Source organism: Thermodesulfobacteriota bacterium (assembly GCA_040753795.1).
Taxonomy (GTDB): domain Bacteria; phylum Desulfobacterota; class Desulfobacteria; order Desulfobacterales; family Desulfosudaceae; genus JBFMDX01.
In genome coordinates this window covers 121534-135848 of the sequence record JBFMDX010000004.1, presented here as the reverse complement: position 1 = coordinate 135848, position 14315 = coordinate 121534, and the positions used below count along the sequence as shown (strand labels likewise).

General features: G+C 51.5%; 9 protein-coding genes. 3 read left to right on the top strand and 6 right to left on the bottom strand.

Annotated elements, in window-relative coordinates:
- Position 1: 1 nt before the first annotated feature.
- Positions 2 to 1138, bottom strand: coding sequence for a DNA polymerase III subunit beta (gene dnaN, locus AB1724_06980; protein MEW6077535.1), 1137 nt, complete (start codon positions 1136 to 1138; stop codon positions 2 to 4).
- Between the two features lie 297 nt (positions 1139 to 1435).
- On the opposite strand from dnaN, the gene carB reads away from it, so the two are divergent.
- The 3 genes from carB (at position 1436) to AB1724_06965 (ending at position 6341) form a co-directional block, all read left to right on the top strand.
- Positions 1436 to 4645 carry a carbamoyl-phosphate synthase large subunit gene (carB, locus tag AB1724_06975; GenBank protein MEW6077534.1) on the top strand — a complete coding sequence of 1070 codons (3210 nt, stop codon included), beginning with the start codon at positions 1436 to 1438 and terminating at the stop codon, positions 4643 to 4645.
- A 156-nt stretch (positions 4646 to 4801) separates the two neighbouring features.
- On the top strand, positions 4802 to 5320 hold the full coding sequence (locus tag AB1724_06970; GenBank protein MEW6077533.1) for a cyclic nucleotide-binding domain-containing protein: 519 nt from the start codon (positions 4802 to 4804) through the stop codon (positions 5318 to 5320).
- 7 nt (positions 5321 to 5327) lie between these two features.
- Positions 5328 to 6341 carry a radical SAM protein gene (locus tag AB1724_06965; GenBank protein ID MEW6077532.1) on the top strand — a complete coding sequence of 338 codons (1014 nt, stop codon included), beginning with the start codon at positions 5328 to 5330 and terminating at the stop codon, positions 6339 to 6341.
- Between the two features lie 94 nt (positions 6342 to 6435).
- Here the strand turns inward: AB1724_06965 and AB1724_06960 are convergent, their stop codons facing one another.
- The 5 genes from AB1724_06960 to AB1724_06940 all read right to left on the bottom strand — a co-directional run bounded on the left by AB1724_06960 (position 6436) and on the right by AB1724_06940 (position 14311).
- Complete coding sequence (locus tag AB1724_06960; protein ID MEW6077531.1) at positions 6436 to 8775, bottom strand: MMPL family transporter; 2340 nt, start codon at positions 8773 to 8775, stop codon at positions 6436 to 6438.
- Between the two features lie 66 nt (positions 8776 to 8841).
- Positions 8842 to 9837, bottom strand: a complete 996-nt coding sequence (locus AB1724_06955) for a YCF48-related protein (GenBank protein ID MEW6077530.1) — start codon at positions 9835 to 9837, stop codon at positions 8842 to 8844.
- Positions 9838 to 9933: 96 nt separating this feature from the next.
- Positions 9934 to 11295: a DUF1329 domain-containing protein gene (locus tag AB1724_06950; protein ID MEW6077529.1), complete on the bottom strand. Its 1362-nt coding sequence runs from the start codon at positions 11293 to 11295 to the stop codon at positions 9934 to 9936.
- 22 nt (positions 11296 to 11317) lie between these two features.
- Complete coding sequence (locus AB1724_06945) at positions 11318 to 13264, bottom strand: DUF1302 domain-containing protein (protein ID MEW6077528.1); 1947 nt, start codon at positions 13262 to 13264, stop codon at positions 11318 to 11320.
- Between the two features lie 240 nt (positions 13265 to 13504).
- Positions 13505 to 14311, bottom strand: coding sequence for an acyl-CoA dehydratase activase (locus AB1724_06940; protein ID MEW6077527.1), 807 nt, complete (start codon positions 14309 to 14311; stop codon positions 13505 to 13507).
- Between the last annotated feature and the right edge of the window lie 4 nt (positions 14312 to 14315).

Genomic DNA, 14315 nt, shown 5'->3' with positions numbered 1-14315 from the left:
ATTATATTTTCATGGGCATGATAATGTTAAAATTAGTTTCCGAATCTTTTCCGCAAATTATACAGGGGGTCTGTTCATCTTTTATTTTTAAATAAACTTTACTTTCATCTATAACATTTAAGGCGTCAATAAAATAATGAGGGTTAAACATGGTTTCAATTGCTTTTTTATCAAATGATATATTCATGAATTCAGAAGATTCTCCCCGTTCCGGATTGGCGGCATTAACGGTCAGTTTGTTGTTTTCAAATCTGAAAATAACTCCCTTGTAATCATCGGACGTTAATATTGACATTCTTTCCAGCATATCCTTGAACTCTTTTTTATCTATTTCAAGCACCATCCTGTCTTGATCGACAAATAGTCCTTTAAGATCAGGAAAATTTCCACTGAAAAGATTTATATATATAATTTCATTATCTTTTTTAACAATAAAATAATTTTCCTTCACACCAACACCAATTTTTCCCTTGTCATACAGGAACTTCTGAACTTCATTTAATGCTTTTTTCGGTATGATAATCTGCTGACCTGATTCTATTCCTTTGTTGTTTTTGTTTTTTATTATCGTTTCTGTTTTTGTTAGTCTTTTTCCATCCGTGGATATCATCATCAGTTTATAGCCATCATCTGTTTCCTGACATTCCAAATCAGCGCCCAGAATATGAACTCTCTTTTCATCACCGCTGTACATCACCATTACAGCCCAGGAAATCATTTTTTTAAATACATCCGCTTCAATCTCAAAATATGAAACATCTTTTATTTTTGGAAGTTCTGGAAATTCAAGGGTATTAGCACCTACTATATTGTATTTGAGACTGCCGGCATCTTTCGAATCGGTAATTTCTATCCATTGTTTCTTATTTTCGCTTATATAAATTTTTTCTTTCCCTGATTTTTTAACAATATCAAAAAAATCCCTTGCATTTACAGCTATTTCTCCATCTGTCTGCACCGTCGCCGGATAAATGCCTTCAAAACCGGTTTCAATATCCGTTGCGGAAACAGAAATTCCTTTATTAATTGTTTTTATTAAAATATTTTCAGTTATGGCCAGGGAGGATTTTTTACCTGTTATTCCTTGAATATTGGCCAGCATGGTAAGTATATCTGTCTTTTTGATTGAACATTTCATAATAATGTCCTTATATAATTTTTTTATTTAATGATTCAGAAATAAGAATGAGATTAATCCGGTTTGATGAAAAGATCAATATATTATTATTTTTATAAAATTATAAAAGATAAATAAAGGCTGTTGATAACACTAATAAAAATTTAACTTTTTATTTTTATTATAGTTTTTTTTATTATAAAAATATTTTATAAAAACAGTTTAAGAATAATTTAAAAAATTATAAAAAAAGTGTCGATAACTTTTGATATATAAACAAGAAATGGACCATGTTATTAAAAATAAAAGGAAGGAAATATGCCCAAAATAGAAAATATAAATAAAGTGATGATTATCGGATCCGGACCCATCATTATCGGTCAGGCCTGTGAATTTGATTATTCCGGAACACAGGCCTGTAAAGCCCTTCGCTCTCTTGGATATAAAATAATTCTGGTTAATTCAAACCCGGCCACAATTATGACGGATCCGGAGATGGCCGATATAACATATATTGAACCTTTAAATATAAAGGCCATGGAAAAAATAATAGAAAAAGAAAGACCGGACGCTCTTCTTCCTAATCTGGGAGGACAGTCCGGTTTGAATTTAACGTCCGAATTATATGAAGCCGGGATTCTGGATAAGTATAAAGTTAAAATAATAGGCGTTAACATAGGGGCGATTAAAAAAGGAGAAGACCGAACGGCTTTTAAGGAAACAATGACCCGACTGGGAATAGAAATGCCCAGGAGCAAAGCCGTAAACAGTGTTGAAGACGCCGAAAAAGTGGCCACGGAAATAGGCTTTCCGGTTGTTATCAGGCCGGCCTATACAATGGGAGGAACAGGCGGAGGACTGGTTTATAATGTGGATGAATTAAGGATTATTGCCGCCAGGGGATTGGACGCCAGTCTGGTTCATCAGGTGCTGGTGGAAGAATCCGTTCTCGGCTGGGAAGAGCTTGAGCTGGAAGTCGTCCGCGACGCTAAAAACCAGATGGTCACCGTGTGTTTTATTGAAAATGTCGATGCCATGGGCGTTCATACCGGGGATTCGTACTGCACGGCGCCCATGCTGACCATTGATGAAAAACTGCAGAAAAAACTCCAGGATTATTCTTATTCCATAGTGGAGGCCATCGAAGTCATCGGCGGCACCAACATCCAGTTTGCTCATGATCCCGTTACCGGAAGAGTGGTGGTTATTGAAATCAATCCCCGGACATCCAGATCTTCGGCCCTGGCGTCCAAAGCGACCGGATTTCCCATAGCCTATGTTTCCGCTTTACTCGCGGGCGGGCTAACCCTGGACGAGCTTCCCTATTGGAAAGAGGGCTCGTTAGAAAAATATACGCCCGGAGGGGATTACGTGGTGGTGAAGTTCGCCCGCTGGGCTTTTGAAAAATTTGAAGGGGTCGAAGACAGGCTGGGAACTCAGATGCGCGCCGTAGGCGAGGTGATGAGTCTTGGAAAAAATTATAAAGAAGCCCTGCAGAAAGCCATTCGATCCCTTGAAAAAGATCGTTACGGTCTGGGTTTTGTAGCTGACTTTAATAAAAAGAAGCTGCCGGAATTAATGAATCTTCTGCAGACACCCACCAGCGAACGCCAGTTCATCATGTACGAAGCGCTACGGAAGGGCGCGGATATTGAAGAACTGTACCGGCAAACGCACATCAAACCATGGTTTATCCGGCAAATGAAAGAATTGGTGGAGCTGGAAGAAGAGATTCTCGCGGCCGCGGGCACAAAAGGAGCGCTGCCGGATGATCTTTTGAAAAGAGCCAAGCAGGACGGCTTCTCGGACAAATATCTTTGCCTTTTGACCGGCACACCAGAAAAAGATATACGAAATCAGCGAAAAAGAATAGGGGTGGTTGAGGCCTGGGACGCGGTTCCGGTCAGCGGCGTGAAAAATGCCTTTTACTACTATTCCACTTATAACGCGAAGGATAAGGTGGCCGTCAGCGACAGGAAAAAAATTATGGTGCTGGGCGGTGGCCCCAACCGTATCGGTCAGGGAATAGAATTTGATTATTGTTGCGTTCACGCGGCCCTCGCCATCCGCGAGGCCGGTTATGAATCCATCATGGTCAACTGCAACCCGGAAACCGTATCCACGGATTACGACACCTCTGATAAGCTTTATTTTGAACCGTTGACCGTAGAAGATGTGCTCAGCATTTATGAAAAGGAAAGACCCGAAGGCGTTATCGTCCAGTTCGGCGGACAGACGCCGTTAAACATCGCCGCCGAACTGGCGGAGGCCGGAGTAAACGTCCTGGGGACGTCTCCGGAAACCATCGAGCAGGCCGAAGACAGAGACCGCTTCCGCCGGGTCATCAGCCACCTGGGCATCCCGCAGCCGGCGTCGGATATGGCCCACTCGGTGGAGGAGGCCCTGACCGCTGCCACCCGGATAGGATATCCCCTGATGGTGCGGCCATCCTTTGTTCTGGGAGGCCGGGCCATGATGATCGTCTATGACGAAGAGATGCTGAAATTCTATATGGACCGCGCTGTTGACGTGTCGCCGGAGCGCCCCATAATGATCGACAAGTTTCTGGAGGACGCCATTGAAGCCGAAGCGGACGCCATTTCCGACGGGACAGACGCGTTTGTGCCGGCGGTCATGGAGCATATCGAGCTGGCCGGAATTCATTCCGGCGATTCGGCCTGCGTGATTCCGCCGGTGAGCATTCCGGTCAAGCACGTGGACACCATCAATGAGTACACCCGCAAGATCGCCCTGCAGCTAGGCGTGGTTGGTCTGATGAACGTCCAGTATGCCATTGCCCGCGATACGGTTTATATTCTCGAGGCCAACCCCCGGGCCTCCCGGACCGTACCGATAGTGTCAAAGGTCTGTAACGTGTCCATGGCCCGCATCGCTACCCGGATCCTGCTCGGAAAGAAACTGTCCGACTGCCGGCTGTCCAAGCGGGCCATTCCCCACTTCGGGGTCAAGGAGGCGGTGTTCCCCTTCAATATGTTCCCCGAAGTAGATCCCGTGCTGGGCCCGGAAATGAGGTCGACCGGAGAGGTGCTGGGCATGGCCGATTCCTTCGGATTGGCTTATTTCAAGGCCCAGGAAGCCACCAAAACCTCGCTGCCCCTGGGGGGGACGGTTCTGATTACGGTGGCGGAAGACGATAAAACCCGGATGCTGGAGCCGGCGCGCCTTTTCCACGACATGAACTTCACCATCATGGCCACGCCGGGGACCCGACAGTTTCTGGGGGAAAACGGTATTCCTTCGATAGCGGTCACCAAAAGAGGCCACGGTCATCCGGATATCGTCGATGAAATCAAGGGCGGGAAGGTGCAGCTGGTTTTTAATACGCCCAGCGGCAAGGAAAGTCAGGAGGATGACTCCTATATCCGCAAAGCGGCCATTAACTACAAGGTTCCTTATATAACGACCACCGCCGCCGCCATTTCCGCGGCCAAGGGCATCAAGGCCCGGAGGGAAGGTGAATATACGACCCGGTCTCTGCAGGAGTATCATGCGACCCTGGGAGGGTGATGCGTTTCGGCAAAGAGGAAAAAGGCGCTTTTTAAAAAAGCCGGGAAAAACGTAAGGGTTGCGATTTTTTTTGTTCAATGATAGGGTATTTTCCCAAAATCCGGCGAACAAAGAAGGGTTCGTTATTATCGAAAAACAGATAAAGGAATTCCGCTAATGTTAGAATCAAAATATCTGAAGGATAATATCCAGAACATTCAGCGCCTGATGTCGATTCCGGCTTTAAAGTCCTTTGAGACCAGAAACCTTTCCAAAATCCTGCGCTTGAGCAAAATCCGGGAATATGAGGACGGAGAGATTATCATTAAAGAAGGGGATATCGATCCCTGGCTTTATTTTCTTCTTTCCGGTCAGGTCCGGGTCCAGAAAGGCGGAGAAGAAATCACCTGTATTTCCACCACCGGTGAGATTTTCGGTGAAATGAGAATCGTGGACGACAAGGCCCGATCCGCTTCGGTGGTCGCCGATGGACGAACCATCTGCCTGGCCGTCAATACCACCGCCCAGCAGCGGCTCATGGCTCACGGCAAGGGGGAAAAAGAGGACGCCGTGGAATTTGTTCTGATGCTCTACAAGATTTTCGCGGAATACATGAGCGCCCGTCTCCGGATTACCAACGACGAACTGGTTAAAGCAAAGAAAAAATTAAAAGCAGTAAAAGATCAGACAAAGTAACCAGGGCATGACCGGACGAACCGTTTGTTTTTCGAAAAATGCGGTCAATGTTTTTTTCCATATTCTGACACGCTGCAACCTTCACTGCACCCACTGCTATATCAATCCCGACCAGCACGGAAAGCAGACACTGTCGATCAACGTCATTCGGCGATGGCTGGATGCCTTTATTGAAAAGGCCGCCGTCGCCAACGTGATCTTTCTGGGGGGGGAGCCGACCCTGCACCCCGAACTTTCCGAGGCGGTACGATACGCCCGGCAAATCGGCTACCACTCCATCACCATCGACACCAACGGTTATCTCTTTAACGATATCCTTTCCCGGGTCTCGCCCGATGAAGTGGACTACGTCAGCTTCAGCCTGGACGGCGCCACCCGGACGACCAACGACGCCATTCGCGGCCGGGGAAGTTATGACCAGTGTCTCTCGGGAATCCGCCGGTCGGTGGCCGGGGGATTTAAAACCAGTCTGATCTATACCGTCAGCGCCGCCAACATACATGAACTGGAAAAAATGCGGCCGCTGCTGGCGGATCTGAAAACAGACCGTTTTTTTATCCAGGTCATCGGTATCAGGGGAAAATCCGCGATAAAAGGGTTTGACGGAAAAGCGCCGCTGCAGGTATCGCCAGGCCAGTGGCAGGCGGTGGTTCCCGCCGCGGCCGAAGCGATCGCGCGGGAGGGAATTACGGTAACTTACCCCAGAGTGTATCTGTCGACCGGCGAAACGTTTGAATGCGCAGGCCTGGTAGCGGACAACTATTTTATTTTTCCCAACGGCCGGGTCTATCGATGTCCCCTGTGCGAGGATTATCCCTTCCACAGCCTGGTCTTTGAAAACGACCGGTTGAAAAAAACCCCGCCCCTGAACGAAACGGATTTTTTCCGTCTGTCGATCCCGGAAGGCTGCGTCATGAACAAGCTGATTCAACCGGATAATCTGTCTTATGACGACAAGGGCCGGCCGGAATACAGGGTTGCCTGCTGCCTGTTAAAAGAAGAGCTTTCCGTAAAGGATTAAGGCCAGCGCTGAAAACAAGCCTTCTGGTTCGCGTTCCCGACATGCGAATTTTTCAGCGCTGGCCTTAATAAGTCGTTTCTTTTAAGAAAGGCGCTTAACTCACGGTTTTCGGTTTTACCAGGAATCGGGCCAGAGCGGGCAACAAAAACAGCGCGCCCAGCATATTCACAAAAAACAGGAAGGTCAGCAGGATGCCCATGTCCGCCTGGAATTTAAGCGGAGAAAAGATCCAGGTGCCCACGCCCGCGGCCAGCGTTATCCCGGTAAACAGAACGCCGATACCGTTAACACCGAGGGTGTTTTTATAGGCCTCGTTAAGGGAGACACCCTCGGATAAAAAGGCCTTAAGGCGGCTGAAAATATAAATGCCGTAATCAACGCCAACCCCGACTCCCAGGGCCGCCACCGGAAGGGTCGAGACCTTGAGGCCGATTTCCAGCAGGTTCATCACCGTATAGGCCAGAATCGAAACCAGCCCCAGGGGCAGGATGACACACAGCATTCCCCGGATGGAACGGAAGGAAATCACGCACAGCAGGATGACCGATGCAAAAACATAGAGGAGGATCGGGAACTGCTCGGCGGCGACCTCTTCGTTTGTGGCCGCCATGACCCCGACGCTACCGGTGGCCAGGCGGAATTTTACCTTGTCGGTTTCGTATTTTTCACGGAAGTTTTTGACTTCCGCGACAATCCGGTCGATGGTTTCGGCCTTGTGGTCTTCCGTGAAAAGCATGACCGGCATGGCGCTGCCGCAGGCATTGGCAAGGCCGCTGCTGGTGGGAACATAGGCGACCGACTGAATCATCACGTCCTTGTTTCTCGGCAACACCCGCCATTTCGGGCTTCCCTCATTCCAGCCGGAATTGATGATCTTGGAAATATCCGCCAGGTTGATCACGGACTGAACCCCCGGCACGTTTCTCATGTGCCACCCGAAACGATCGATGGTTTCCATCACGTCGTAGTCAATGCACCCTTCCGAAATCGTCTCCACAATTACCGTCAGGATGTCCACACCGATGGAAAAGCGGCGGCTGATAATTTCGCTGTCAAGGTTATACCGGGACTGGGCCCGCAGTTCAGGCACGCCCCGGTGCAGGTCTCCGATTTTAACGTCCATGGCTCTCTGCCAGCCCAGCACCAGGAGTAAAACGGCAATCAGAATGGTTATGCCGGCGGCTTTGGGGTTGGTGACTTTGGCCAGGCCGTTCCACAGGGGGCGGAGAAAGCGGTGCTGGGCGTTGATACGGTGGCGAATTTTTTCATCATGCCGCAGATAGGACATGAGTACCGGGATCAGGATCAGGTTGGTCAACAGAATGACGGCCACACCGATGCTGGCCGTTATGGCCAGCTCCTGAATGATACGGATCTTGATAAAGTATATGGTGATAAACCCGATGACATCGGTGAGCAGGGCGGTGCTTCCGGGGATAAGGAGCCGCCGGAAGCTTTCCCTCGCGGCATCCATGCCGCTGGCGCCATACAGGATTTCGGTTTTGACCACGCTGACCATCTGGACGCCATGGCTGACGCTGATGGCGAAAACCAGAAACGGCACCAGAATGCCCATGGGATCGATGCCGAAGCCCAGGACCGTCAGCAAGCCCAGCTGCCAGAGAACCACAATCAGAGAAGAAAACAGGGGGATCAGCGAAAGCTTGAACGAAAGGGTATACAGATAGATCAATACGGCCGTCAGCAGGAAGGTAACGCCGAAGAACAGCACCACCCGGGCGACCCCGTCGGCGATATCGCCGATCACCTTGGCAAAGCCGATGATGTGGATATCGTAAAGGTCATTGACGTCTTGCTGGTCGTATTTTTCCCGGATCTCTTTTTCCAGGCGATGGGCCACGTCGACATAGTCCAGCCGCTGGCCGGTATTGGGATCAATCTCCATTAACTGGGCGCTGACGATGGCGCCGGAAAAGTCGTTGGCAATCAGCCGGCCGAGAATGCCGGCTTTAATGATATTTTCCCTGACACGCGCCAGCCCCTCGGGCGTCGGGCGGAAATCGTCGGGGATCACGTTGCCTCCGGCGATGCCGTCTTCGACCACCTCCGTATAGCGCACATTGGGGGTAAAAATGGACTGCACCAGCGCACGATCGACCCCCGGGAGAAAGAACACGTCGTCGGTAACGTTTTTGAGAAGATCAAAGAACTCCGGCGTAAAGATATCCCCCTTTTTCGTCATTACGGCGATCAGCACCCGGTTGGCGCCGCCGAACTCCTGACGATACTGGACATAGGTTTTCATGTACTCATGTTCCAGGGGCAGCATCTTGTTGAAGCCGGCATCGATACGCAGGCGGGTAACGGAAAAAACCATGAAAACCGTGACAAGGACAAAAAAAGCGATGACCAGCGCGCGATTGTTGAAAATCAAGTCTTCAAACCGGGACTGGAGGGAAGCATTCTTCATCATAACAGAATCCATTTGGGAGGGTTAATAAACGGAAAAAAAGGTGTGGTTGCGGAGATACGGAAAGAGCTACTCCTTAACGGCTATTGACAGTTCTTTTGTTCCTCCATCGCCGATAAGTAGGACTTTGCCGCCTTCAACCGGTAAGGCCGACATTATCGCCATTCGATCCGGCTGTTGAAGCAGACTGAAACTTTTTCCGTTATCGTCGCTGACCAGAACGGTCCCGCTGAGCCCCACCACAACAAGGCGGCCGTCCGGCATCCTGGCGCCGCCGGTCAGCATGGCTTGCGTGTGAGACTCGATCGGCTGCCAGTTGTCACCGGCATCTTCCGAACGGTAAAGGTGCCCTCTCAAGCCGAACACCAGAACCGTATCGCCCTCAAGGGGCAGGACGCCGAAGAAAGAGCCCGCATACGGCGACGGCAGCACCGTCCAGGTTTGGCCATTATCATCCGACCGGCAGATGTTTCCCGCCTCTCCGGCGATATAGAGTCTTCCACTGTCCGATCGTCTGATCTGGTTCAAATGCCAGTCCTCCTCGCCGATCGGATTTTCGGACCAGTTAAGCCCGCCGTCCTCCGTCGTCATAAACAAGCCGTAGGCGCCCACCGCCACACCCTGCTCAGCGTCTTTAAACCAGACATCAAGCAGCGGCCGTTCTTCTTCGGGAGCTGAATAAACCCGGGACCAGGTTTTTCCGCCATCGGCGGTCTTTAAAATAACCGCGTCATGGCCGACGGCCCAGCCCAGGTTTTTATCATGAAAATAAACACCGGTAAGCGTGGCGATCGTCTGGACGTTAGCCTGAGTCCAGGAAGACCCCTTGTCGTCGGAATAGAGAATGTGGCCCCGTTCGCCGACAACGACCATCCGGCCATCAGCAAGGCAGGCGGACAGTAGAAGCGATTTGGACGCCAGTGGCTCTATGGCGGCGTATTCCGGCGGAGGTTCGGCAGCAGGAAGAAAAGAGGAAAAGAAAACAGAAACAACAAGAAGAACAGCGGCAGCAGTCTTTTTTCTGGAAAATCTCGTAAAAAGAGGGGAAAAGGATAACCGGTTCATTAAAAAAGGTCCTGTCGTCAAATTGAAGGATAAAACCGGGAGGGCATCTGCCCTCCCGGTTCGGTGATTTACAACAATGAAGCAGCGCTCCTTTGACTACCTGGTGCCTTCGCGCCGTAAGGCGGCCGGCATATAGTCTTCCTTGGTCCGTTTGATGTCAAAATCATACACACTGCTTTCATTATACAGACCCAGGGCGAGATATCGGCCGGACTGAAGATCGCCGTGGACTTCCAGGGTCGTCCATAAGGACGGCACGTTATAGTAGTTGATGACATGGCCTTCGGAAAAACGCCAGAGCTGATCCCGATTATCATAGATATCGGAGAAAACAATCTGCCAGGAGTCTTCATCCACATAGAACGTCCGGCGCTTATAAATATGACGGCTGCCGTCCTTCAAGGTGGCTTCCACGACCCAGACCCGGTGAAGCTCGTACCGGCAGACATCGGGATTGATGTGCAGGGGGGTCAGGATTTCCTTGTAGGTCAGCTTGTCGCTGTGAAGCTTGTAGGCGTTATAAGGAACGTAGATTTCCTTTTTTCCCACCAGTTTCCAGTCATAGCGGTCCGTGGCCCCGCTGAACATGTCAAACTGGTCCGTCGTTCTGACGCCGTCGGAAGCCGTCCCGGGATTGTCATAGGCGACATTGGGCGCTCTCCGGACCCGGCGCTGGCCCGGGTTGTAAATCCAGGCCGACCGGGGTTCCTTGACCTGGTCCATGGTTTCATGTACCAGCAGGATGCCGCCGGCCAGACGCGCCGGCGCGACCACTTCCTGTTTAAAATAAGTGATTACATTCCCCAGTGTTTCCGGGGTCATCCCTTCATGGGCGTAAAGCATGTCAAACTCGTCTTTCATTTCGACCAGGGTGTACTCGCCCCCCCGGGTCAGCACCGCCTGAGCGATGGAGCGGGCAGCTCTATCGCAGCGATACCGCAGGATGTGGTTCCAGATCACATCCAGTCCGGTTTTGGGAATGGGGAAGGGAATACCGATAGCGGTATTCTTTACGCCGTAGCCATTGTCCAGCAGCTCGGCCGTAGCCGCGGATTTTTTGGTGGCCTCGTAAATCCGTTCCGGGCAGGCGGCGCTCCGGTGGGTCGGGTAGACGTTCATTTTAAACGTATCATACTGTTCCAGCATGGCTTTGTGGGCGGCTGTCAGTTTATCGGCGTACTGGCTCATATTGCTCTTGGTAATGGTAACCAGGCTTTTGTCGCCGGCATAGGGGTCCGGATAATGCATGCCGGGCTTATACTCGGCCGGCGGCGTGGTAATGCCCCCGTCCCAGGCGGGAATGGTGCCGGCGGCATTCCCGGCCTTTTCGCCTCCCAGCGGCGTCAGATCCTTGCCCAGCCGGGCGATTTCCTCGGAAGATAACACGGCCCAGGCTGAAGAAGCGACCATGGCGAACAACAGCAAAAGACCTATGGGTAAAAGCGTTTTTTTCAGCATAATCGATCTCCTATTCTTTTGGTTAGAATGAATACTTGATGTTGGTTTGAATAAAGTCACGATCGTTAATCAGGTTGTACCGGTCGGCGCCGAAAAAGTTCGTATAGCTTACATCCACCGACCAGGCGCTTAAATAAAGCCCCGTCAGGCCTACCGTAACCGCCTTGCGGTCCTCGATGAAATTGCCGCCGGGCGCGGGCGAGTTTCCCGCAACATCATGCTGCCAGGCGCAATATGGGGACAGTCCCACCGGGCCGATGGCGTTCTCGTAGTTGAGTTTGGCCATCAACCGGTATCCCCACGAATCGGCGTCGGCGAAATGGTCGGACGATTCGGCCGCCTTCCCGTAATGGGCGCCGCCAAAGGGCTTGGTGGGATCCGTCTGCGGCAGAACCGCCTGAGAGGGGTTACCGGAGGTATAGGTACCGGCGGATTCCAGGCGCAGTTCGCTTTTATCCGGCATGTCTTGCACGCGGGTGTAACCGACTTCACCGAGCAGCGTAAAGCTGTTCGAGCCCAGGGTCGGCCCGAAGACCTGGGTAGCGGTTACCTGTGTCTGGATAACGTCCTTTTCAATATAGCCGTGAATGATCTCATCAGCGCCGAAGATGCCGACCTGGTTGTCCTTGTACGAGGGATTGAATTCAATGGGTGACAGGTAGGCCAGAACCATCTCCACGTCATCGATCTGCAGCGGCATGTCATTACGATAGGAGACTTCACCCTGCAGGGCGACTCCGGTTGAGCCGAGGCTGGTATTGAAACTCAGGCCGCACATGGGGATGTCTTCCGGATATTCGGTATAATAATAACCGGTTTGAGCGTAGGCATCGACCAGCAAAGGGGCGCTTTTTGATACGGCCGTGGCCTGCGCGGTCGCGGCATCCATTCCGGCGGCCATCAGCTGTTGCGTTATGGCCGTTACCGTCTGGTTGAAGGCAGCGGCTGACGCTGACGCCACGCCCGTGGCGGTTCCCGTCCGGGTACTTAATATGGGCAGGCGGCTGTGGTAATTCACATAATAAAGACCGAACTCCGTGTCGTTCATGGCTTCCGCTAAATACCGGAAGGCCAGGCCATATTGCCCGTTATCATCCGCCTTGTCGGAGGGGCCCCGCGATACCATCAGAAAGTCCGGATCAAATCCCATGGAGCCCAGATCGGTGCCTTCATCGGAAATGGATCCAAACGCCAGCACCACCTTTTCACCGCCCTCGCCGACGGAGTCTGAAGTGGAAAAAAGAGATCCGGACGGATCAATGTCGGTGTAGTCCCAGTCATACAGATAGAGGCCTTCAAAAGAGGCGTTGCTCGAAATCCCCATGGAGGCGACAACCATTCCTTCGGGGATAAGGGCTTCCTTCAATTCGGCGCCGGGAAGCCGGATGGCGCTGACATCCATGGGGTTGATGGTGTTAATGCCACCCGTAAAAAAGGTTCCCTCCCCCCAGCTGACCACCTGGTCTCCCACGCGAATGCCAAGCGGCTTGTCGGCGATGTCAAAATTTCCCGAAACATACGCGTCCAGAAGCTTGACATCACTGCCCACCAGGTCAAGGGCATCATTCGTCAGCTCGGCTTTGTCCATATGGTGGTTTTCCACCGCAAAGTCATAAAAGGCCCAGCCTCTGGCAAACGCACCGAAATTCTTATACTTCAGCTCCAGTTCGGATGAAATTTTGGGTACATTGCTGACCAGACCTTTATCAAAGTTCAAATTGCCGTTGTCGCCGTTGACGGAATAAGCCTTCCCGCCGTTGGTCAGGCCGATAATGGAATCATCCTGAGACTGGACACGCCATTGCAGGCCATAAGATAGCGTCGTGTCCAGACTGCCCCTCAGGTCGCCTTTTTCAAACTGGAAAGCGGACGCCGGATTTAGTGCGCCGGATAAGAGAACCGCCGCAACCAAAAGAAATCCTTTTGAAAACAACCAGGGGAAACGTTGGTGTGATGTTTTGTGTTTCATAAGCCCTCCTGAAAAAGAGTTAATTAGGGACAAAAACCAAGACAACGGTAAAGACAAAAATAAAGACAAAAGACAAAAGAACATCATGAAAGCGGATTTATTATACACCTGAAGGGGCAACAGAAGTCAATATTTTTTGGACATACCTTCCGGACCACGCAAAAAAACGGCGTGTATGCCGGTGCTTTTCCTCCGCCTCGGGAGTGGCTAAAACCGGTTATTCTCTTTTTGGCTTTGATATTATCTATTACCGGTGGCCTGCTTTCGGGCTTCGGCCGCGGCGCCCAGGGCGCCCATCAACTGGGGATCGACGGGCAGCGGTTCCGGTTCCATTCTCAACAGGCGGGCCAGGTGTATGATCAGCCCCTTGCTTTTGGAGCAGCCGCCGGTAACGGTCACTTTGGGCTGGATGCCGACCCGTTTTAAAAGCGTGAAGCTGCGTTTGGCAATGGATGCCTGGATGCCGGCGGCGATGTCGGCGGCGGGCTTTTTTTTGCTGAGCAGGCTGATGACCTCGGTTTCAGCAAAAACGCTGCATTGGGAGGTGATGGGAATGACGGCTCGGGCCTGGAGGGAGAGATCGGAAAACTGGTCCAGGTCCATTTTGAAGATTCGGCTCATCATTTCCAGAAAACGGCCGGTGCCGGCGGCGCACTTGTCGTTCATGACAAACTCGCGGACCCGGCCGTTTTCGTCCATGGCGATGGCTTTGACGTCCTGGCCGCCGATATCCAGGACGGTGCGAACGTCCGGTTTGCAGAAAAAGACGCCGGACGCATGGCAGGTGATTTCCGAGATATTATCATGGGCAAAGGGGACTTCGTTGCGGCCGTATCCGGTTCCGATCAGCCGGGTGAGGCCGCTGATGCCCGACAGGCCCGCAACCTGCCGGCAGGCCATTTCCAGCACGCGGGAGGCGGTTTCCCCGGGATCGATCTCCCCGGGCATGATGGCCGACCCGACGATTTTGTTTTCTTTAATGATGACCGCTTTGCCGGTGGTGGAGCCCACGTCGCAGCCGGCGTAGAAACCGTTTTCAGAACTCATTTTT

Bases quoted from the DNA above. Each gene is read 5' to 3' on its own strand.
- dnaN (MEW6077535.1), bottom strand. From the start codon at position 1,138: ATGAAATGTTCAATCAAAAAGACAGATATACTTACCATGCTGGCCAAT.
- carB (MEW6077534.1), top strand. From the start codon at position 1,436: ATGCCCAAAATAGAAAATATAAATAAAGTGATGATTATCGGATCCGGA.
- AB1724_06970 (MEW6077533.1), top strand. From the start codon at position 4,802: ATGTTAGAATCAAAATATCTGAAGGATAATATCCAGAACATTCAGCGC.
- AB1724_06965 (MEW6077532.1), top strand. From the start codon at position 5,328: ATGACCGGACGAACCGTTTGTTTTTCGAAAAATGCGGTCAATGTTTTT.
- AB1724_06960 (MEW6077531.1), bottom strand. From the start codon at position 8,775: ATGATGAAGAATGCTTCCCTCCAGTCCCGGTTTGAAGACTTGATTTTC.
- AB1724_06955 (MEW6077530.1), bottom strand. From the start codon at position 9,837: ATGAACCGGTTATCCTTTTCCCCTCTTTTTACGAGATTTTCCAGAAAA.
- AB1724_06950 (MEW6077529.1), bottom strand. From the start codon at position 11,295: ATGCTGAAAAAAACGCTTTTACCCATAGGTCTTTTGCTGTTGTTCGCC.
- AB1724_06945 (MEW6077528.1), bottom strand. From the start codon at position 13,264: ATGAAACACAAAACATCACACCAACGTTTCCCCTGGTTGTTTTCAAAA.
- AB1724_06940 (MEW6077527.1), bottom strand. From the start codon at position 14,311: ATGAGTTCTGAAAACGGTTTCTACGCCGGCTGCGACGTGGGCTCCACC.